Source organism: Kitasatospora sp. NPDC002965 (genome assembly GCF_040611255.1).
Classification (GTDB): Bacteria; Actinomycetota; Actinomycetes; order Streptomycetales; family Streptomycetaceae; genus Kitasatospora.
In genome coordinates this window covers 56281-75637 of sequence record NZ_JBEXNT010000030.1, presented here as the reverse complement: position 1 = coordinate 75637, position 19357 = coordinate 56281, and the positions used below count along the sequence as shown (strand labels likewise).

General features: G+C 75.1%; 16 protein-coding genes. 12 read left to right on the top strand and 4 right to left on the bottom strand.

Annotated features, from left to right (window positions below):
* Positions 1-163: 163 nt before the first annotated feature.
* A complete protein-coding gene (locus ABZY91_RS15180; protein WP_355402603.1) occupies positions 164-1735 on the bottom strand; it encodes an alpha/beta hydrolase in 1572 nt (523 codons plus the stop codon).
* Positions 1736-1869: 134 nt separating this feature from the next.
* Positions 1870-2730, bottom strand: coding sequence for a LysR family transcriptional regulator (locus ABZY91_RS15175; protein WP_329882465.1), 861 nt, complete (start codon positions 2728-2730; stop codon positions 1870-1872).
* Positions 2731-2798: 68 nt separating this feature from the next.
* Between ABZY91_RS15175 and ABZY91_RS15170 the strand changes: the two genes are divergently transcribed.
* The 3 genes from ABZY91_RS15170 to ABZY91_RS15160 all read left to right on the top strand — a co-directional run bounded on the left by ABZY91_RS15170 (position 2799) and on the right by ABZY91_RS15160 (position 5194).
* Entirely contained in the window at positions 2799-3767 is a 969-nt protein-coding gene (locus tag ABZY91_RS15170) for an EamA family transporter (protein WP_355402601.1), read from the top strand.
* Between the two features lie 109 nt (positions 3768-3876).
* The gene (locus tag ABZY91_RS15165; protein WP_329882467.1) at positions 3877-4158 is read left to right on the top strand and encodes a hypothetical protein; all 282 of its coding nucleotides are present in this window, start codon (positions 3877-3879) and stop codon (positions 4156-4158) included.
* A gap of 325 nt (positions 4159-4483) precedes the next feature.
* The gene (locus ABZY91_RS15160) at positions 4484-5194 is read left to right on the top strand and encodes a DUF4232 domain-containing protein (RefSeq protein WP_355402599.1); all 711 of its coding nucleotides are present in this window, start codon (positions 4484-4486) and stop codon (positions 5192-5194) included.
* A 216-nt stretch (positions 5195-5410) separates the two neighbouring features.
* Here ABZY91_RS15160 and ABZY91_RS15155 read toward each other — a convergent pair whose 3' ends face one another.
* Positions 5411-5851, bottom strand: coding sequence for a hypothetical protein (locus tag ABZY91_RS15155; RefSeq protein ID WP_355402597.1), 441 nt, complete (start codon positions 5849-5851; stop codon positions 5411-5413).
* Between the two features lie 376 nt (positions 5852-6227).
* Between ABZY91_RS15155 and ABZY91_RS15150 the strand changes: the two genes are divergently transcribed.
* The 6 genes from ABZY91_RS15150 to ABZY91_RS15125 all read left to right on the top strand — a co-directional run bounded on the left by ABZY91_RS15150 (position 6228) and on the right by ABZY91_RS15125 (position 13340).
* On the top strand, positions 6228-9269 hold the full coding sequence (locus ABZY91_RS15150) for a LodA/GoxA family CTQ-dependent oxidase (RefSeq protein WP_355402595.1): 3042 nt from the start codon (positions 6228-6230) through the stop codon (positions 9267-9269).
* Complete coding sequence (locus ABZY91_RS15145; protein WP_355402593.1) at positions 9266-10579, top strand: FAD-dependent monooxygenase; 1314 nt, start codon at positions 9266-9268, stop codon at positions 10577-10579. Before ABZY91_RS15150 ends, ABZY91_RS15145 begins: the two co-directional genes overlap by 4 nt.
* A 90-nt stretch (positions 10580-10669) precedes the next feature.
* Complete coding sequence (locus tag ABZY91_RS15140; protein ID WP_355402591.1) at positions 10670-10996, top strand: carboxymuconolactone decarboxylase family protein; 327 nt, start codon at positions 10670-10672, stop codon at positions 10994-10996.
* A 31-nt stretch (positions 10997-11027) separates the two neighbouring features.
* A complete protein-coding gene (locus ABZY91_RS15135; RefSeq protein ID WP_355402589.1) occupies positions 11028-11459 on the top strand; it encodes a hypothetical protein in 432 nt (143 codons plus the stop codon).
* 103 nt (positions 11460-11562) lie between these two features.
* Entirely contained in the window at positions 11563-12942 is a 1380-nt protein-coding gene (locus tag ABZY91_RS15130; protein ID WP_355402587.1) for a diacylglycerol kinase family protein, read from the top strand.
* A gap of 122 nt (positions 12943-13064) precedes the next feature.
* On the top strand, positions 13065-13340 hold the full coding sequence (locus ABZY91_RS15125; protein ID WP_355402585.1) for an amphi-Trp domain-containing protein: 276 nt from the start codon (positions 13065-13067) through the stop codon (positions 13338-13340).
* Between the two features lie 101 nt (positions 13341-13441).
* Here the strand turns inward: ABZY91_RS15125 and ABZY91_RS15120 are convergent, their stop codons facing one another.
* Positions 13442-15082: an MFS transporter gene (locus tag ABZY91_RS15120; protein WP_355402583.1), complete on the bottom strand. Its 1641-nt coding sequence runs from the start codon at positions 15080-15082 to the stop codon at positions 13442-13444.
* Positions 15083-15735: 653 nt separating this feature from the next.
* Here ABZY91_RS15120 and dhbA point away from each other — a divergent pair.
* From dhbA to ABZY91_RS15105, 3 genes are all read left to right on the top strand, one after another.
* Positions 15736-16488 (top strand): 2,3-dihydro-2,3-dihydroxybenzoate dehydrogenase, encoded by a 753-nt coding sequence (gene dhbA, locus ABZY91_RS15115; protein WP_355402581.1) that lies wholly within the window; start codon positions 15736-15738, stop codon positions 16486-16488.
* A gap of 83 nt (positions 16489-16571) precedes the next feature.
* Positions 16572-17753, top strand: coding sequence for an isochorismate synthase (locus ABZY91_RS15110; RefSeq protein WP_329882478.1), 1182 nt, complete (start codon positions 16572-16574; stop codon positions 17751-17753).
* Positions 17750-19342 (top strand): (2,3-dihydroxybenzoyl)adenylate synthase, encoded by a 1593-nt coding sequence (locus tag ABZY91_RS15105; RefSeq protein ID WP_355402578.1) that lies wholly within the window; start codon positions 17750-17752, stop codon positions 19340-19342. The genes ABZY91_RS15110 and ABZY91_RS15105 overlap by 4 nt, the downstream gene beginning before the upstream one ends.
* The last annotated feature ends 15 nt before the right edge of the window (positions 19343-19357 follow it).

Sequence of the window (19357 nt, the reverse complement as noted above, 5' to 3'; positions counted from 1 at the left end):
TCTTTCGTCGGGGGCGGGGCGCGGGGGGGGGGGGGCGGGGGGGGGGGCGGGGGGGGGGGGCGCCCCCCGCGCCCCGGCCACCCCGGCCGGACGCCGGGGAGCCGGCCGCACGGGGGGCGGACGGTCCGGCGGCGGCGTCAGGCCGGGGCTCGGGGCCGGGGCGTCAGGCGAGGGCCTGCACTCCGGGGCGCGCGAACCTCGGCGCGGCCGCTCCGGCGGGAGCGGCCACCGGGTCCACGGCACAGAACCGGTCGCGCGCGGGCAGCACGCCGTCGGCCAGGAAGCGGTTGGCCGCGGTGACCGCGCAGGACGGGGTGCCGGGGTCGTAGGCGCCGTGGTTGCCGCCGTCGACCGTGACCATCCTGGCGCGCCGGCCCAGCGTGGACCGCATGGCGAGGGCTCCCTCGTACGGGGTCACCGCGTCGCGGGCGGTCTGCAGGAGGAGGACGTTGGCGGGCCCCCGGTCGGTGATCCGGACCTGCGGTTCGAGCGGCTCGGTCCAGAACGCGCAGGGCCAGATGTTGGCGCCCAGGCCGTCCAGGACCGGGTACGCGGCCCGGCTCGCGGTCACGTTCCGCTGGTAGCGGGCGGTGCTGCGCGGCGCCGGGCTGTCGTTGCAGACCACGGCGAAGAGCGCGGCCACGTCGTTGTCCGCGGGGATCCCGGGCGTCGTGCGGTTCAGCCACCAGTACGGGGCCGGGCCGTTGCCGTCGGCGGCGAGGTAGATCCACCAGTCGGCGATCTCCTGGAAGAACGCGGCGTGGTAGGCGTCGAAGCGGTAGATCGCGCGCCACAGGCCGCCGTTGACCGGCCCGGCCACCGGGTGCGTCACCGGGGTGCGGTCGAGCTTCTCGGCGAGGGCGAGGTAGTTCCGGCGCACGGCGGCGGGCGTCGCACCGAGGTGGAGGTCGGCGTCGCGCGCGGCCGCCCAGGCGGCGAAGTCGCCGAAGCGGGCCTCACTGGCCTGGTCCAGGAGGGCGAAACGTTCCTGCCAGGTGACGTTGGGGCTGACGTTGGAGTCGAGCACGACCCGGTCGGTGCGCCCGGGGAACAGCTCCGCGTACACGGCGCCCAGGTAGGTGCCGTAGGACGCGCTCAGGTAGGAGATCCGCGGCTCGCCCAGGGCGGCGCGGATCCGGTCGAGGTCGCGCGCCGTGTTGGCCGTGTTCAGGTGCCGGATCAGCTCGCCGCCGTTGGCCAGGCAGTCCCTGGCGACCTCGCGGGCGAACCGCACGTTGGGGGCGATGGAGCCGTCGGGGCCGGGGAACGGGAAGACGAGCTCGTTGGGGTTCTGCGCGGCCGTGCGCCCGCAGGTGACGGGGGTGCTGTAGCCGACGCCGCGCGGGTCGAAGCTGACCAGGTCGTAGCGGTCCAGCACGTCCTGGGGGTAGTCGTTCACGCGGCTGCTCGGGATGTGCAGGCTGGCCACTCCCGGGCCGCCGCCGTTGTGGACCAGGACGCCCCGGCGCAGCCCCGGCTTGGCGGTGTTCAGCCGGGACACCACGATCTCGATGGTCTTCCCGGAGGGCGCCCGGTAGTCCAGGGGGACGCGGAGCGTGGCGCAGCGCAGGCGGGGGTCCACCGGCACGGACGAGGGGTCGGGCGGGCAGTCCGCCCAGCTCAGCCGCTGGGCGGGCGGGTTGGGCGCGGCCTCGGCCGGTCCTGCGGCGGCGAGGGCGGCGGCAAGCGCCAGGGCCACCGCCCCGCACACGGATCTCAGTGATGCGTTCAACATGGACTAGACCATAGGGAGGTAAAGTCGCCACGTCATCCCCCTGACGGGGTGCAGGACCGGGCGTCTCACGATGTGTCAATCATGCGTGTGCGGAGCAGAGATGGGCCCGGGCGGCGCCTTCCGGCGTTCCGCCCTCAGCGGTCGGCCAGCAGCTCGCGGGTCAGCCGGACGAGATCCGGGATCGCCGGGTGCGCCGGGACTCCGCGCCGCCAGGCCAGCAGCAGGGGCACCGGCGGTGCGTCGGTCAGCGGCCGGTAGGCGAGGGCGGGGTGGCGGTGCAGCCGGGGTGTGGCCGACGTCGAGACGCCCACGGCCCGGCCCACCGCGACGGCCGTGAGCCACTCGTCCGTGTTGGTGACCTCGATCGTCACCGTCGGGCGTACGGCGGCGGGCCAGAGGTCCAGGGTGGTCGTGCCCGCCACCGTGTTCAGCACGAGAGGCCACGCCGCGAGGTCCGCCAGCGTGAGGGCGTCGCGCTCGGCGAGGTCGCTGTCCGCCGGGACCACCGCGACCCGTTCCTCCTCCAGCAGCAGCTCCGTCACCAGGCCCGGCGTCGCCACCTCGCCGCGCAGCAGGGCGACGTCGACCCTGCCCCGGGTGAGCCCGGCCGTCCGGTCGTCGATGCGCCGCAGCTCCAACGGCACGTCGGGGTGCTCCTCGTCCCAGCGGCGCAGCAACGGGATGGTGTGGTCGCCGAGCGCGGCCCAGGGGTGACCGAGGCGCAGCGGAAGGACCGTCAGGGCGCGGGGATCGAGGGCCGCCTCCACGGCCGCCACCGCGGCGGCGGCCCGGTCGCGGAACGCCCGGCCCGCCGGGGTGAGCTCCAGGTGGTGGGTGGAGCGGTCGATCAGGCGCACGCCGAGGTGGTCCTCCAGCCGGCGCAGCGTCCGCGAGAGCGCGGGCTGGCCGATGTGCAGGCGGGCCGCGGCGCGCGTGATCGTGCCCTCCTCGGCGATGGCGAGGAAGGCTCGCAGGTGGCGCAGCTCCATGGTCATGCGCGGCAAGCATAACCGCGGTCCGATCGGCATTTCCCGCGAGGCGGACGGCTTCCTAGCGTGGAGACATGACGAACACGAGGTCCCACCCGGTCACGGCAGGAGCGGCGGCACGGGCAGCCGCGGGGGCGGCGGCACCGGCAGCCGCGGGAGCACCCGGCGCGGCCCCGGCATCGACCGGCGCCGGTCTCGGCAGCCTCGGCGGCATCGGACTGGTGGTGGCGGCCGGCCTGTCGGTGCACTTCGGTTCCGCCGTCGCCGCCCTGCTCTTCCCGCGCGTCGGGGCTCTCGGCGTGGTGACCCTGCGGGTGACGATCGCCGCCGTCCTGCTGCTGGCCGTCTGCCGGCCCCGGCTGCGCGGCCACAGCCGTGGGGACTGGGCGCTGGTCGGCGCCTTCGGGGTCGCGCTCGGTGGCATGAACATCCTGTTCTACCAGGCGATCGACCGGATCCCGCTGGGCCCGGCGGTGACCCTGGAGGTCCTCGGCCCCCTCCTGCTGTCCGTCGTCACCGCGCGCCGACCGGTCAGCCTGCTGTGGGCGGGACTGGCACTCGTCGGCGTCTTCCTCCTCGGGCGGGACGGCTTCGACGGGCTCGACCCGGCGGGCGCCGGGTTCGCGCTCGGCGCCGGCGCGCTGTGCGCGCTGTACATCGTGTGCAACGCCCGGACCGGGGCCCGGTTCCCCCGGCTGGACGGGCTGGCCCTGGCGATGGCCGTGGCCGCGCTGGTCAGCCTGCCGCTCGGGGTCGCCTCCGCGGGCGGAGCGCTGCTCGATCCGCGGGTCCTGGGACCGGGGCTCGCCGTGGCACTGCTGTCCTCGGGGTTGCCGTACACGCTGGAACTGCTGGCCCTGCGCCGCCTGCCCGCGGCGACCTTCGCGGTGCTGATGAGCCTGTCCCCGGCGATCGCGGCACTGGCCGGGTTCCTGGTCCTCGGGCAGGCCCTGTCGGCCGGGCAGTGCCTGGCGGTCGCCCTGGTGGTGGTGGCCGGTGCGGGGGCGGTGCGGACGGGTTCGGCGGGCCGGTCGTCCGGCTGAGCGGTGGGTGGTGTCCGAGCATCGGACAAGATCTTCTACACTACTGACCGGTCATCAGTTCGACGGATGACCGTCATGTCGGAAAACATCAGGAAAATCAGGGGGAACCATGCGCCGCCGCATGTCCGCGCTCGCCGTCACCGCCGTACTCGCGGGAGGCCTGCTCCTCTCCGTGGCGCCCGCCGAGTCCGCCTCGGCCGCCACCCGGGGCTCGTCGGTCTCGGTGAACATCGAGGAGCTCCGGGCCCAGGCCCGCAACCTCCACGCCCAGGCCGACAGGCTCCGCCACCAGGGCCACTACCGCGAGGCCAACGTCACCGAGGCCCGCGCCCAGGCGCTGGACGCCTACATCCAGCGGCTCGTCGACTGCGAGCGCAACGTCCGCTGCTGATCTCCCCGGCGGGGCCGGACACCCGCCCCCGCCGGGCACTTGACGCCGCACCGCTCCACGAGGCCCCCGACCGTGTCGGGGGCCCTCGTCGTGTCCCCGGCGGCCCCGGACCGTCGTCGCGACCGGCGCCCCTGCCGTTCCGCCGCCCAGCAACGCCCCGAACCGCCGTTCCAGGCGGAAGCGTTTCCTCACGCCAGGGGAGTCGGGGCGTCGCGGCGCCCCGGATCGGCGGCCGGCGCTGGCGGCGGGGGCGGATCACGGTGCATGGTCGTTCCCGGTCCCACCGGACCGTGCGTCACCACACCACCGACAGCGGGGATCCACCATGCGCACCCTCCACCGCACCACCGCCCTGGCCGCCGCAGGCACCGCCGCGCTCGCCCTGACCCTGACCGCCTGCGGCAGGAACGACTCCGGCACCGCGCCCGCCGCGGCGGCACCCTCCCCCGCGCAGCCGGCGGCCGGAGCCGGCGGCGGAAGCGGCACCGGCGGAAGCGCGTCGGCCCCGGCCCCGGCCCCGAACACCGGTGCGGAAAAGACCGGGGCCGGAGGCTCCCCCGCGGGTGCGACGCCCGGCACCGGCTCCCCGACTTCGGCCGCACCGGCGGGCACCTCCGTCCCGGCCTGCACCACGAAGGACGTCAGCATCACCGCCGCCCTCCGGGGCGGACCGCCTTACACCCACCTCGTCCTGACGGCGAGGAACTTCTCCGGCCGCGGCTGCCGGCTCGTCGACTTCCCCCAGATCCGGTTCCTGGAGAGCCACCGCGAGAGCGTCCCCTCCGTCGCCGGGAGCAAGCCCGCCGCGCCCGCCGTCGTCGACGCCGGCACCCCCGCCTACGCGGTCGTCAGGCTGTCCGGCGGCGGGGTCCACGAGGCCAACGAGGCCGTGACGTCCTTCACCGTCACCCTCGGCGGCGGGGGCGGGGAGGTCCCCGTCAGGGCCCCCGGTCCGGCCGGCATCGCCGTCGACCCGGCGGTCTGGGCCACCGGCTACTGGACCCCGGAGCTGCGCAACGGCGCCGACGAGTTCTAGCCCGAGCACCCGCGCACCGGACGGGACGGAAGGGCCGATCGGGCCGGAAGCGGCCCCGCCCGGGGCGCGGACCACGGCGGCCACCGGGCCTCACCGCGGCCCGGGGGTGTGCGACGGACCCCGAACAGGCCCGTCGCCCCGGGACGTGAAGGCGGCCCGGGGCGACGGGGGTCGCAGGCCGGCCGAGCGGTCAACCGCAGCGGCCGGGCGGGCGGGTCAGCAGGTGACGACGGTCGAGGCCGTCGCCACCGACGGGGGCCAGCCGAACTGGTCGACGCTGAACTCGGCGGTCACCGCGGTGCCGCAGGGCACCGTGATCAGGATGTCGCCGACATGACGGCCCCCGACCGGCACCAGGACGTTCGGCGTGATCGGGGGCAGCGGGGGCAGGCTGACGGCGTTGCCGGACAGCCGGAAGCCGACGTTCTGCGCCACCCAGCTCGGGTTGGTCGGGTAGGCGTGGCCGTAGAGGCGGACCTGGTTACCGGTCACCTCGATACACGCCCTGGTCTGGAGGAAGCCGGGCGCACCCGGGCTCCCGCAGGTGACGACGGCACCGACCGGACCGGTGGGTGCGGTGACGGCGGACGCGGACTGGGTGCCGGTCAGTGCAGCCAGGGCTGCCACGCCGGCCAGGACGGCGGAAAGACGCTTCATCGGATTCCCTCCCTCGTAACGGCGCCCTCGACGGACGTCGAGGGCACCCATGTGACATGTCACATCGTTCTGAGGGGAAGCATGGCAGCCGTCCACGAACGGAGCGCCCGATTCGGAAAAGGAAGCACGCCATCCACCCGCCCCGGCCGCCGAATGACCGGAGGACGACCACCGGATGGCCGGAACGGCCTGTCATGTCCCCCGGACCGCGACCCGGGGCGCACCGGAGAAGCCCCCGGCCGGACCTCCGCCGGGCCTAGCCGGTTTGGCGGTACCCCGGTGCCCGCTCCGGACATGTTCGTGCACGCTGGACCCAGGACGTGGAGGGCCGGCCCGCCGGACCACCGGCAGGCCGCCGCACTGACGGGAGCACAGCATGATCGGAACACCCGGTTCCCCCGGCGCGACCCCCGGCCCCGGGGAGCCGGAACCGCCCGGCTGCGCGGACGACCCCGCGGCCGCGCTGCGGGACATGTTCGTGGACCGGACCCAGGGCGCACGGATCGCCCGCGGGCAGGACCCCGCGCAGCGTCCGGTGTTCCTCAAGCCGCACGGGGTGGCCCGCGGCGTGCTGACCGTCGACCCCGACCTCCCGCCCGAGCTGCGCGTCGGCTTCCTCCAGGCCGCCCACGAGCGGACCGACGGGCTGACCGCCTGGGTCCGGTTCTCCGGCGACACCGTGCCCGGCCGGCCCGACCTGCGCACGACCCTCGGCGTCGGCATCAAGCTGTACGAGGTCCCCGGCCCGAAACTGCTGGAGGGCGAGTCCGGGGCCGACACCCAGGACCTGCTGCTGCAGAACCACGACGTCTTCTTCGTCGACACCGCGCGCGACATGTGCGAGTTCACCCGGGCCGGCGTCGTCGACGGCGACTACGAACCGTACCTGCGGGAGCACCCCGTCACCCGGGAGATCCTCGACGCGATGGCCAAGGTCGAGGAGAGCGTCCTGACGGCCACGTACTGGAGCGTGCTGCCCTACTCCTTCGGACTCGAACGCTTCGTCAAGTACCGCCTGGTGCCGGCCGGGTGCGAGCCCGGCGACCCGGACGCGGTGCCCGCCGACGAGGACCCCGGGTACCTGGGCGCCGACCTGCGGCACCGGCTCGCGGCCGGCCCGGCGGCCTTCGACCTGATGCTCCAGTTCCGCGACGATCCGCCCCGGATGCCCCTGGACCGGGCCACCGTCCGCTGGGAGGAGTCCGACGGCCGGCCGGTACGGGTGGCCGGGCTGACCCTCCACAAGCAGGACGTCCGCGCCCGCGGCCAGGCCGCCTACGGGGAGAACCTCGCCTTCAACCCGTGGCACAGCCTCGCCGAGCACCGCCCGGTGGGCAGCATCTCCGACGCCCGCAGGACGGTCTACCTGGCCTCGGCCGCGCGGCGCCGCGACGTGAACGGCATCCCCGCGACCGAACCCGGCCCCGCCCGCCCCCAGCTCACCCCGCCGCCCGGACGCGACACCCGGATCGTCCGGGCCGCCGTGCACCCCGCGATCGGCGTGGCACGGGTCGGCGACAGCACGGACGAGTACGTCCTCGCCCCGGAGACCGAGGACGCGCCCGCGCTGCCCACCGGCAGCTACAAGGACGCCACCGGCGCCCTCAAGCGCCAGGCCGTCCGCTTCCGCGTCTACGGCTACAACGCCGCCGGCGAGCCGGTCGCCGAACTCACCGCCGACAACGCGGACCTGCGGTGGACCGTCCACGTCGCCAACTCGAAGGCCGCCTGGTACCAGTTCCAGCTGGCCCTCGACATCCCCGAGGCGGAGCGGACCGACGACAGCCTGCTGCGCAACGCCAAGGTCCCGGCCGCGCAGCGCGGCCGCCTGGTCATCGACCCCGGCCCGCGCTCGGTGCGCGGCCGGAACCGCTCCGGCCTGGCCGAGTACCGCTTCGACACCGGCACCTTCCTCGACCGGCCGGTCTACCTCGGCGAGCTGCGCACCGACGACAGCGGCCGGCTGCTCTTCCTCGGCGGGCGCGGCGTCTCCGCCTCGGCCACCGACACCCCCGCCGACACCTTCGCCAACAACGACGGCTGGCACGACGACGTCTCCGACGGCCCGGTCACCGCCGAGGTCCGCATCGACGGGCGGACGGTGCCGGTCGAGCCCGCCTGGGTGGTCACCACACCGCCCAACTACGCGCCCGAACTCACCTCGGTACGGACCATGCACGACCTGGTGCGCGACGCCTTCGTCACCGCCGGCCTGCTCCCCGCCCCGCAGCAGGTGTCGTTCACCCGCGACGTGCTGCCCGTGCTGCGCCGCCTCTGCGGCCTCCAGTGGGTCAACCACGGTCTGGCCGTCCAGTTCGGGCACGGCGGGTTCGCGAACTTCCTCGCCCCCGGCCGGCTCGCGGAGCTGGCCGACCCCTCGCCCGCCCACCGCGAGCTGCGCCGGCAGGTCTGGGCCACCATGCGCGCGTACGACCGGGACGGCATGTCGCCCGTACCCTGGCCGTCGATCTACGGCGACGCGATGAACCTGCCCCCGGACTCCGAGCGCCAGCACGTGACGCTCTCCCCCCTGCAGTACCGCCTGCTGGACCGCTGGGCCGACGGCGACTTCACCGCCGACCACGACCCGCAGGCACCCCCGCCCCGGTCCCTCGACGAACTCCCGCTCGCCCGGCGGCCCGAGGCCCTCGACCGGGCCGCCCTGTCCTTCTGCCTCGCCGACGCGTTCCACCCCGGGTGCGAACTCACCTGGCCGATGCGGCACACCACGCTGTACAGCCGGCCGTTCCGGGTGCGCCACCGCGACCCGGGGGCCCCGCGACCGGCGTCCTACGGGCCGAAGCTCACCCCGGAGATCGCGCTCTCCGTCGGCGGTCCGCTCTACGCCCAGGGCCCGGGCGACCTGACCCGGTGGATGGCCGTGCCGTGGCAGACCGACACCGCCAGCTGCCTCTCCGGGTACGGCTACGGCGCACCCGGCTTCGGCCCCAAGTACGACCCGTACCTCCCCACCTTCTGGCCCGCCCGGGTGCCCAACCACGTCCTCGCCGAGGAGGACTACGACGTCGTGGTCGACACCTCCCGTCCGGTCGCGGAGCGGCTGGCGGCCTTCGAGAAGCGGCGGACCTGGCTCCGCTGGCTGCCCTCCGGCTACCTCAACACCATCAACGCGATGGTGAAGGACTTCGGCAGGCTCGGTGTCGTCGAGCGCCGCCCCGGCGTCGAGGACGACCCCCGGTTCCCGGCCGAGATGCTGGTCGAGTCGGAGGTCTCCTTCCCCCGCGAGCCCGCCCCGCCGGCCACCCGCAACCTGGTCACCCTGCACGTGCCGCTCGGCGCCGACCCCGACCTCGGCGAGTCCGCGCTGGCCAGCGCCGTCACCCTGGCCGAGCAGCCCGACGAGGAGGTGTCGGTGGGCTACGTCGACAAGGTCGTACGCCTCCGGCACCGCCGATGACCGCTGCCCGACGCGCGCCCGGCGGCGTCGACGCCGCCGTGGCCGGCGGGGGCCCGGCGGGCGCCGTCGCGGCGCTGGTCCTGGCGGGCGCCGGCCACCGCGTCGTGCTCCTCGACGACGGCGGCCCCGCCGGGACCGGCCCGCCGAGCCCCGGCAACGACCGCCGCAGCGACCGTCGCAGCGACCGTCGCAGCGACGAAACCGGCTTCCGGATCGGCGAGTTCCTGCCGCCCGCCGCCCGCCCGCTGCTGCGCGATCTCGGCTTGCTGGACGCCTTCCTGGCCGCCGGGCACCCCCGCTCCACGGGGACCTTCGCCGCCTGGGGTTCGGCGGCCCTGCACGGCCGCAGTCACCTGTTCGATCCGTACGGCCACGGCTGGCACCTGGACCGGCTCCGATTCGACGCGTTCCTCCGGGACGCGGCGGTCGCGGCCGGCGCCGAGGTCCGGCGGGCCGGCCTCCTGGGGCGGCGCGACGGCGGCCGTCTGGTCGTCCGCGACCGGGACGACGGCGCCGTGCGGGAGCTGCGCAGCCGGTGGACGGTCGACGCCACGGGCCGCCGCTGTGTCATCGGCCGCCGGCAGGGCCTGCGCCACCGGCAGGACCGCCTCGTCGCCGTCTACACCGTGTTCGGCGTCCACCGCCCCGAGAGCGCAGGGAGCGCAGGGAGCGGACAGAACGGCGAAGGCGGGGAGGAGGGCGGCGGACTCCGGACGGGGGACCGCGAGGCGCGCACGCTCGTCGAGGCGGTGCCGCACGGCTGGTGGTACACCACCCTCGTCCCGGCCGGCCGCCTGGTCGCCCATCTGACCGACCCCGACCTCGCGGACCCGGCACTCCGCACCCGCGAGGGCTTCTGGCACGGCGTCACCCGGACCGACCACGTCCGCCGCCGGGTCTCCGGGTACGACCCCGCCGCGGCCCCCGTCCCCCGCTGGACGCCCGCCCACGGGCTGCGGCTGGAGCCCGCCGCCGGCCCGGGCTGGGTCGCCGCGGGGGACGCCGCTCTCGCCTTCGACCCGCTCTCCTCCCAGGGCATCCTCACCGCGCTGCACACCGGGGCCCGCGCCGGCCGGACCGTCGCCGACTGCCTGACCGACCCTGGCCGGACCACCGCCGCACTCGCCGGGTACACCGACTTCCTGGACGGCATCGCCACCGCGTACACCGGGAACCACGCGCTGTCCTACCGCCAGGAACAGCGCTGGGCCGACCAGCCGTTCTGGCAGCGCCGCCACGGCGCGCACCCGGCCGGCCACCCCCCGCACGCGGGACCGCACGAAGGTGCACCCGCACCGGAAAGCTCCTAGGGTCGGAAGCACGGGGGTGCGACGCGCCGGAACCCGCGCTCCCTGCGGGTCGGCCGCGTCGGCACCCGATCCCTCAGGAGATGACCCGGCATGACCACATCGTCCGAAACTCCTGTCCTGGACACCCTCGCCGCGATGACGCTCGACTCGATCGAGCGCTGCGGGCTGCCCACCGACACGCTCCTCCTCACCCGCATCGCCGCGCTCGTGGCCATGGACGCGCCGCCGATGTCCTACCTCGCCCACCTCGGTCCCGCCATGGAGTCCGACGTGACCGCCGACCAGATCCAGGACGTCCTGGTGGCCATCGCCCCCGTGGTGGGCACCGCCCGCGTGATGTCGGCCGCCGGCCACATCACCGAGGCCCTCGGCTTCGCCATCGCCGTGGCCGAGATCGACGCCGGTTCCCAGGGCTGACCCCCATCCGACGGAACGAATCGAGGAACCCATGTCCGCACCCACCGGCACCGTGCACGCCGGCCACAGCGGCTCCTCCGGCTTCGCGGGCGGCCTGACCGCCTTCGCGGCCGTGATGCTCATGCTCGCGGGCTTCCTGAGCATCTTCCGAGGGATCATGGCGATCGCCGAGGACGACGTCTTCGTGCGGACCCCCAACTACGTCTTCAAGTTCGACCTGACGAGTTGGGGCTGGATCCACCTGATCCTCGGCGTGATCGCCGTCTGCATCGGCCTCGGGTTGTTCCGGGTCGCGCTCTGGGCCCGGATCCTCGGGGTGGCCCTGGCGGCACTGCTCATCATCGCCAACTTCCTCTCCATCCCGTACTACCCGTGGTGGTCCATCATCGTGATCGCCATCAGCGCCTTCGTCATCTGGGGCCTCTGCGCGGTCCACCGCGACCACGGCGCACCGGTCGCCTGACCAGGGTGGTCGCCCGAACAGAGTGACCGCAGGGCGACCGCAGGGCGGTCGTCCGGGCGGCGGTCAGGCGGAAAGCCGGAGCAGGCCGGAGGAGGTGAGGACGATGACACCTCCTTCGGCCGTGCCCCGGCGCGCCCGGCTGTCGGCCCGGCTGGCCGTGGTCTGTGCCCTCGGCGCGCTGGTGGTGCTGGTCGCCGGGGGCGGCCCCGACGGCCTGCTGCTCCTGGTCACCGCGGTGGTCGGTTCGGCGCTCACCGCCGCCGGCATCTGGTGGGCGGTGTCCCACCACGGGGCCGTCCGGGTGTGCGGTCTCCTGCTGATGGTGGGCGCACCCGCGGCCCTCGTCGTGCTCTACGCCCGGGCGGGCCTGTGGCCGGAGGCGCTGGCCGCGATCGTGCTGTGGGCCGCCGCGGCGGCGAGCGCACGGTCCGCCGTGCGTCTGGTGCGCAGGCCCGACGGTATGCGCGCGGTCGCCGGACCGCTCCCCCGCCACCCGTTCCTGATCATGAACCCGAAGTCGGGCGGCGGCAAGGTCGGCCGGTTCGGGCTGGTCGAGAAGGCCGAGGCGCTGGGCGCCCGGGTGGTCCTCCTGGACACGTCGGTGCCGGTCGACGTCGCCGCGCTCGCCCGCCGGGCGGTCGCGGAGGGGGCGGACCTGCTCGGTGTGGCGGGCGGCGACGGCACCCAGGCCAGGGTGGCCGAGGTCGCCGCCGAACACGGTCTGCCGTTCCTGGTCGTCTCGGCCGGGACGCGGAACCACTTCGCGATGGACCTCGGTCTGGACCGCACCGACCCGGCCCGCTGCCTCGACGCGCTGACCGACGGGGAGGAGCTGCGCGTCGACCTGGGGACGGTGGGTGGCCGCGCCTTCGTCAACACGGCCTCGTTCGGCGTGTACGCGGAGATCGTGCAGCGCCCCGAGTACCGCGACGCCAAGGCGGGTGCGGCCCTGGACGCGCTGCCCGACCTGCTGCTCGGCTTCGCCGGTCACCGCGTCGACGCCCGGACCGAGAGCGGTCGGCTGGACGCCCAGCAGGCGCTCCTGGTCAGCAACAACCCCTACGCGGGCACCGAGCCGGTCGCCGGCGGCCGGCGGCCACGACTGGACCTCGGCGTGCTCGGTGTCGTCGGGATCCGGGTGACCAACGCGGCCCAGGCGGCCGAGGTCGCGCTCCGCAGCGGCAGGGCGACGGGACTGCGCGTGCTGACCTGTCACCGGGTCGTCGTCGAGTCGGACGCGGACCTCCTCCCGGTCGCCGTCGACGGGGAGGCGCTGCTCCTGCCCGCCCCCGTGGTCTGCGGCATCCGCCCGGGCGCGCTGCGGGTCCTGGTACCGCGGCACCGCCCCGGCCCGCCGCCCGCCCGGCCCGCGCCGAACTGGCGCGAGATCCTCGCCCTCGCCTTCGCCCGGCCCCGGCCGCCCGAGCCGGAGACCGGACCGGGACCGGGGCCGGGACCGGGACCCGAGGTCCGGGGCGGCTGACGCGGCCGGCCCGAGGTGGCACCGGCCGCCGGGGGCGCGCAGGCTGGAGGGAGGAGGTGCCCCTCCGGACGCCGCGACCGGCGGCGCTCCCTCGGCACCGCACCGCCGGACGGGAGAGATCCGTGAAGGACCTCAAGTTCGAGCAGAAGCGTTCGCTGACCCGTCTTGAGGCCGCCGATCTGCTCACCGCACTCGCGGCCGCGCTGAAGCACGGCGGCAACGCCGAGCTCGAACTCGGCCCCGGGACGCTCACCCTGCGCATCCCCGACGAGCTGCGGAGCGAGGTCGAGGTGGAGGTCGGTGACGGCGAGATCGAAATCGAGATCGAGCTCAAGTGGCCGACCGCGCAGAACCGGCCGGCGCCCCCGCAGCCGGCCGCCGGGAGCGACGCCGGCTGACGCGCGGCCCCTCCCGGCGTCCCGCCGGACCGCCGGGTCGTCAGGCCGGGAGGTCAAACCGCCGGGACCCCGAACCTCCGGGATTTCCGACCGCCGGGAGGTCAGGCCGCGCCGTGGGACGCCTTCGGCGCGCCCGGCTGGGTCGCCGGGATCCGCCGGGTGAAGTACAGCGCGAGTAGCGCGGCGAACGCCAGGACGGCCAGCGCGGCGCGGAGGCCGTCCAGCCGCGCCGCCTCGTTCGCGTCCAACGCCGCCTGCGTGGCCTCGGAGGTCGCGCCCGTGTCGGCGAGGACGGTCGTGAGCTGGGCGTCCGACAGGAAGGGCACGCCGCTCTCCAGGTTCACCACCGCCTGGCTCCGGACCTCGGCCGGGAAGGCCGGATTCTGCTCGATGTGGGCGACGAACGACGACGTGAGCGCGCCGATCAGGATCGACCCGGCCAGGGCCGTGCCGATCGAGGCCCCCAGGTTGGTGACGGCGTTCTGGACGCCGCCGACCTCCGCGCTCTGCTCGTCCGGCACGGCGGACACGGTGACCGACCCGAGCTGGGACGCCAGCGCCCCCATGCCGAGCCCGATCAGCAGGAGCGGCACGGTCACGATCTCCGCACCCGCGTCGGCATCGAGCGCGGCCAGCAGCGCCACCGCTCCCGCGAAGAGCGCGAGGACCCCGAGCCGCACCACCCGCCGCGGCGAGACGTCCGGGAGCAGCCGCGGGATCAGGATCGCGGCGGCCAGCAGGGTCAGCGACAGCGGCAGGATGCGGGCGCCGGTCTTCAGCGCGGACAGGCCGAGGGCGACCGACAGGTAGAGCGGGACGACGAAGAACACGCCCATCTGGACGAGGTACTGGAAGAAGAACATCGTCAGACCGCCGGTGAGCTGCCGGTTGCGCAGCAGGGCCGGATCCACCAGCGGCTCCGCGCCCCGCTCCACCAGCCGGGCCTCCCAGGACAGGAAGAGCCGGATCAGGAGCAGGCCGGCGAGCATCAGCCAGACGACGAGGGAGATCCCGAGCCACGCGGGCGCGTCGGGCTTCGGCAGGAACCAGCCCCACGTGCTCGACCGGAGCACGCCGTAGACGAAGACGCCCAGGCCGAGGGCGGAGAGCGCGGCGCCGACCAGGTCGATCCGCTCACGCCCGGCGGTGGGCGCGTCCGCGATGCGGCGGGCGAGCACGAGGATGCCGACCACGATGACGACCTCCCCGGCGAAGACCCAGCGCCAGGAGAAGTACGTCGTGGCGAGGCCGCCGATGAGCGGCCCGACGGCGATTGCCGCGGCCCCGGCCGCCGCGACGAGCCCGTAGGCGGCGGGGCGGCGTTCGACGCCGAAGTTGCCGGCGACCAGCGCCACGATCGCGGGCAGGATGAGCGCCGCCCCGACCCCTTCGAGGAAGGACCAGCCGAGCAGGAGCACCGGCAGGTTCGGGGCGAAGGCGGTCGTCAGGGAGCCACAGCCGTAGATGACGCTGCCGATCAGGAACGCCCGCTTGCGGCCGATGAGCGCGCCGACCTTGCCCCCGGGGATCATGAACATCGCCATCACCAGCGTGTAGGCCGTGATGGCGCCCTGGATCCCGGTCACCGTCGTGCCGACGTCCTCGGCGACCGTGGCGATCGAGACGTTCATGACCGAGCTGTCGAGCGCCATCAGGAACTGTCCGGCCGCGAGCGTCAGCAGCACGGTCCCGGCCTTCGACGACTTCTGGGACGTCCCTGCGCCCGCTGCCCTGGATGCCATGCGGGTCATGGTCGCAGCGGCCCGGGGCAGCCGCCGCCCGACCCGCCACGGATGTCAGCCGGTCGGCGGCGCCGCACGGGCCGCGCCCGGCGGCCGTCCCACCGCGCCGGACGTCGCGCGGTCGCACCCGGCGTCGCGCCGGAGGTCACGCTCCGTCAGGCGGCGGGCGGGCCCCGGCCGGGAGGCGGTCGGGAGGCGGTCGGCGGCCCACCGTCGCGCGGTGGCGGCCGGGGGCGTCAGGAACGCAGTTCGAACGTGCGGCACTTGACGCCGCCCGCGGCGTGCAGGAGCTGGGGATGGTGTCCGTGGCGGGCACGGGGTCGCTGCTCGAACGGGGCGGCCCGCGGCGGCGGTGGTACCGCACGGCGGGAGGACGGGCGGACGGGGTCGCCGTCGGCACGGGCGGGAGCCGGAAGAACAGTGGAGCGGAGCCGAGCCCGGAGAGCAGTACCTCAGGACGTGTGGGACGGTCCCCGACGTACCCCCGATGCGGTTAGGCTAACCTTACCTCACCGCTTCGCAAGCCCGTCCGACAGCCGCCGCGCTCCGACCCAGGGAGAAGGTCCATGCCACCCACCACCAGCCGTGTCCCCAGACCGCGCCGCACCGGCCGGGACACCGGCAAGTCGGCCGCCACGACGGTGGGGTGACCGATGACCTCGATATCCACCGACGAGTTCGCCGGCCGGACCGCCCTGGTCACCGGCGCCGCCCAGGGCATCGGAGCCGCCGTCGCCCGCATGCTCGCCGACCGCGGGGCCCGGGTCGTCGCGAGCGACCGCTCCCCGTCCGACCCCTCGGTGCACCGGCTCGACGTCACCGACGCCCACGCGGTCGAGAAGCTGGTGGACCTTGCGGAGCAGGAGCACGGACCGCTCGACATCCTGGTCAACGTCGCGGGCGTGCTGCACGCCGGCCCCGCGCTGAGCATCAGCGACGAGGACTGGCAGCACACCTTCGCCGTCAACACCACCGGGGTGTTCCACACCTGCCGGTCCGTCGGCCGCCGGATGGCCGACCGCGGCCGGGGCAGCATCGTCACCGTCGGGTCCAACGCCGCCGGCGTGCCCCGGATGAACATGGCGGCGTACGCGGCCTCCAAGGCGGCCACCACGATGTTCATGCGCTGCCTGGGCCTGGAGCTCGCCGGCTCCGGCGTGCGCTGCAACCTCGTCTCGCCCGGCTCGACCGACACCCCGATGCAGCGGGCGCTGTGGACCGACGACGAGAGCGAGCGCCGGGTCATCGAAGGCGACCTCGCCAGCTACCGGGCCGGGATCCCGCTCCGCCGGATCGCGACGCCCGACGACATCGCCGAGGCGGTCCTCTTCCTCGCCGGCGACCGCGCGCGGCACGTCACGATGCACGACCTCTACGTCGACGGCGGCGCCACGCTGCGGGCCTGACCCCGAACCGGGCGATCCCGGAATCGCCCGCCCCCTTCGAGTCCCACCACCCGGTGCCCCCGGCACCGGCAGAACGGAGCACCATGACCACGGCTTCCGAAGCCCGGTCCCCTGTCGCGACCCCGGTGGACGGCAGTGAGCTTCTGGCCTCCTACCGGCCGGGTGCCGACCGGGCCTTCCTCGCCGGCCCCACCCGGACCCTGCTCGCCGAAGGCGTGCACCGGCCCGTGCCCGACCCCGCCGAGGCCGGCCGGCTGCTGGCGGCGGCCCGGGCCGAGGGCCGCGACCCGCTGGTCGTCGGGGCGATCCCCTTCTCACCCGGACGGCCCGCCCAACTGTTCATCCCCGAGCAGGTGCACCGCGCCGCCCCGATACGCGCCGGCCTCACCGCCGCCCCCGGGCCGGCCCGGACCGCGGAGAGCGCGTGGACCCGGCGCCCCGTCCCCGCGCCCGAGGGCTACCGGGACGCGGTCGCCCGCGCCGTGCGGCTCATGAACGCGGACCCCGACCTCGCCAAGGTCGTCCTCGCCCGCACCCTGGAACTCACCACCCCCGGCGGCACCGACATCCCCGCCATGGTCGGCCGGCTGCTCGACCGCGACCCGAACGGCTACACCTTCGCCGTACCGGCCGGCGGGACCGCCACCCTGGTCGGGGCCAGCCCCGAACTGCTGCTCTCCCGCCGGGGCCGGCACGTCGTGTCGAACCCGCTCGCCGGGTCCGCCGCCCGCAGCACCGACCCGGTGGAGGACCGGCGCCGCGCCGAGGAGCTCGCCCGCTCCCCCAAGGACCTCGCCGAACACGCCTTCGTGGTCGACGCCGTCCGGCGCGCGCTCGCACCCCACTGCGACGACCTCGTCGTCCCCGAGCGGCCGTCCCTGATCCGCACCGCGGCCATGTGGCACCTGTCCACCACCGTCACCGGGACGCTGCGCGACCCCTCCACCAGCGCCCTGGACCTCGCGCTGGCCCTGCACCCCACCCCGGCCGTGTGCGGCACCCCGACCGACCGGGCCCGGGACCTGATCGGCACACTGGAACCCTTCGACCGCGGCCTCTACACGGGTGTGGTCGGCTGGGGCGACGCCTCGGGCGACGGCGAATGGGTCGTCACCCTGCGCTGCGCCGAGGCGGACGGCGACCTGCTGCGGCTGTTCGCCGGTGCCGGGGTCGTCGCCGCGTCCGTCCCGGAACACGAACTGGCCGAGACGGCCGCGAAGTTCCGGACCTTCCTGCACGCCGTCGGACTGGAGAACGCCGAATGAGCCTCTACCCCCAGGACGCCGCCGACCGCTACCGGGCGGCCGGGTACTGGACCGGTGAGACGCTGGACACCGTGATCGGCCGGCACGCCGCCGCGACCCCGGACCGGATCGCCGTCACCGACGGCGACCGGCACTGGAGCTACGCCGAACTGGACGCGCGCGCCGACCGGATCGCCGCCGGGATGCTCGCCCGCGGGCTTCGCAAGGGCGACCGGGTGGTCCTCCAGCTCCCCAACGTGGCCGAGTTCTTCGAGGTGTTCTTCGGCGCGATGCGGGCCGGCGTGGTCCCGGTGATGGCCCTCCCGGCGCACCGCCGGGCCGAGATCTCGTACTTCTGCGAGTTCGCCGAGGCCAAGGCCCTCTTCGTCGCCGACCGCCACGACGGCTTCGACCACCGCGAACTGGCCGCCGAGGTGTGCGCGGCGGTGCCCGGTCTCGGGGAGGTCTTCGTCGTCGGCGATCCCGGGCGGTTCACCCCGCTCGCCGAGCTGCGCGCCGACGCCCCGACCGCGCCGGCCGACCCGCCGCACGCCGGCGACCTCGCCTTCCTCCAGCTGTCCGGCGGCAGCACCGGGCTGCCCAAGCTGATCCCCCGCAGCCACGACGACTACCTGTACAGCGTGCGCGAGTCGGCCGTCATCTGCGAGCTGTCACCCGCCACGGTGTACCTCTGCGCGCTGCCCGCCGCCCACAACTTCCCGCTCAGCTCGCCGGGCACGCTCGGCACCTTCCACGCCGGCGGCCGCGTCGTGCTGGCGCCCGAGCCGAGCCCGGGCACCGCGCTCGCCCTGATCGCCCGCGAGGGCGTCACGATCACCGGTGTGGTGCCCCCGCTGGCCCTCGCCTGGGCGCAGGCCGCCCCGGGCAGCGGCCACGACCTGTCCAGCCTCGAACTCATCCAGGTCGGCGGCGCCAAGCTCAGCGAGCAGGCCGCCCGCCGGCTGGGCCCGGCGCTCGGCTGCCGGCTCCAGCAGGTCTTCGGGATGGCCGAGGGCCTGGTCAACTACACCCGCCCCGAGGACACCGAGGAGACCCTCCTCACCACCCAGGGCCGCCCGATCTCGCCCGACGACGAGATCCGGATCGTCGACGACGAGGACGTCGACGTGCCCGAGGGGACGACGGGTCACCTGCTGACCCGCGGCCCGTACACCATCCGCGGCTACTGGCGGGCGCCCGAGCACAACGCACGGTCCTTCACCGCCGACGGCTTCTACCGCACCGGGGACCTCGTCCGCCGCACTCCCACCGGCCACCTGGTCGTCGAGGGCCGGGCCAAGGACCAGATCAACCGGGGCGGCGAGAAGGTCGCCGCCGAGGAGGTCGAGAACGTCCTGCTCGCCCACCCCGCGGTCCACGACGTGTCGGTCGTCGCCGTCCCGGACGAGTACCTGGGCGAGCGCAGCTGCGCGTACGTGATCCTGCGGCCCGAGGCCGAGCGGCCCCGCGCGCTCGACCTCAAGAGCTTCGTCCGCGCGGCCGGGCTCGCCGGCTACAAGGTCCCGGACCGCGTCGAGTTCGTCGACGCCTTCCCCAGCACCGGCGTCGGCAAGGTCAGCAAGAAGGACCTCCGCACCACCTCCCGCTAGCCCAGAAAGGCGCTC